2 protein-coding genes are annotated in these 1,746 nt (G+C 41.1%); one reads left to right on the top strand and one right to left on the bottom strand.

Features of this window, described 5'->3' with window-relative positions; translation table 11 throughout:
• A partial coding sequence (locus Q0976_RS23905; RefSeq protein ID WP_299497362.1) for a hypothetical protein occupies positions 1-245 on the bottom strand: 245 nt, incomplete at its 3' end.
• Positions 246-283: 38 nt separating this feature from the next.
• Between Q0976_RS23905 and Q0976_RS23900 the strand changes: the two genes are divergently transcribed.
• Positions 284-1,746: S9 family peptidase (locus Q0976_RS23900; protein WP_299497360.1), on the top strand; the 1,463-nt coding region annotated here is incomplete at its 3' end.

The raw sequence follows: 1,746 nt of genomic DNA, 5'->3' as shown, positions 1-1,746 counted from the left end.
TAGATAACGAAGGTCATGGCTTTTATAAAGATGAACACCAGGCCCAAGCCTATCGAAAAATGCTCAGTTTTTTGAAAAGCAATTTGAAGCTGTAACGATAATAAGCGATAATTTATCCTTTTATCTGCTAGGTAATACATAACATTCGGCTCGCACATTTGCTTTTTAAAATGATGTGAGCCAAAATCCTTCTTTTTTAGCAAAAACAAAACGTAATCGGCAGAACTATATCTACTCAACATCATACCTAGCCCCTTTAAAATGCTCTTCCTCAGGAAACACCATGCCAGCTTCAATCTTATCCTCTATGCTTTTTTCAGCCTTACTTATGCTGATCAGTCCCTTGTCTTTAGCCAAGACACAAACCACTGATGAGCTCGCCAGCCTCTTCAGTCGTTCAAGTCAATTCACTCAAGTTAAGATTTCGCCTCAGGGTGACTATATTAGTGCTATCACTGACAAAGAAGGCAAGCAAGCGTTATTATTGCTAAACGCAAAGACCCTTGAATTAATTCACTTGGTTGATTTTCCAGACAATGCGCAGGTAGGCAATTATGTCTGGGCCAATCATCAACGCTTAGTCATGCAAAAAGATTACCTCAAAGGCTGGCAAAGCCACCCCCTTTACTATGGTGAGCTCTATGCCATTAATGCCGATGGCAGTCAGCCTAAGTATATTTTCGGCTATAAACGTAAAAGCATGCAGCTGAGCTCACACAACAAACCAAGTCCGTCCATTCGTGCTACTGGCTATATTCTCGATCCATTAATCAATGATGATAAGCACTTGCTAGTATCAGCTATTCCTTGGGACAATAAAAACAGTAAAGTACTCAATACCGATCCAGCCAAGACCGTCTATAAGGTCAATATCTATAAAGGCACTCGAACAAAAATCACTCGTGCACCAATCGAAAATTCACACTTTATGACTGATAATCATGGTCAATTACGCTTTGTCAGTGGCACTAAGAATCATGTGTCATACTCACTGTTTTTTCGAAAAAATGACACTTGGATCAACACAAACAGGCTCGAATTTAAGCTTGATAATCTGAGTCCCATTGCCTTTGGAAGAGCGCCAAACCAGCTCTATGTTGCAGGACAAGAACGCGGTCAACCTGAAGCCATTTACCGCGTGAATACTCTCACTGGAGCACATAAGAAAATCATTCAAAATCCTGATGTCGACTACAGCCAAGCTTGGGTTAACCCTGTCACCAAACAATTATATGCCGTCGAATATGAAAAGGATTATCCCAGTTATGCTTTTATCAATAAGAAGGATCCTTTTGCCATTTTTACGAAGCAATTGCTAAAAAGTTTTTCAGGCTTACAAGTTCGCATTATTAGCAGCACTCAAACAGCCGATAAAGTGATTGTGCATACCTATAACGACACCACACCGGGCAACTACTACCTATTTGATACAAAAGCTGTCAAATTACACTATTTGTTCAGTGAAAAATCATGGATAAAACCTGAGAAGATGGCAACAGTGAAACCCATTCAGTTTACCGCCAGAGACGGTCAACTCATCCATGGTTATTTAACCCTACCAAAGGACAAAACTGCGAAGCATTTACCTTTAATCGTTAATCCCCATGGCGGCCCTCACGGCGTGAGAGATCGATGGGAATATAATTCACAAAACCAGCTCTTTGCCAGCCAAGGTATCGCAGTATTACAAGTGAACTTTCGCGGCTCTGGTGGCTACGGCAGCGCTTTTGAAGCATTAGGCCATCA

The sequence above is a fragment of the uncultured Shewanella sp. genome, from assembly GCF_947501665.1.
GTDB lineage: Bacteria > Pseudomonadota > Gammaproteobacteria > Enterobacterales > Shewanellaceae > Shewanella.
Note: the sequence above shows the minus strand (reverse complement) of the source record. Positions and strands in the feature narration are given on the sequence as shown.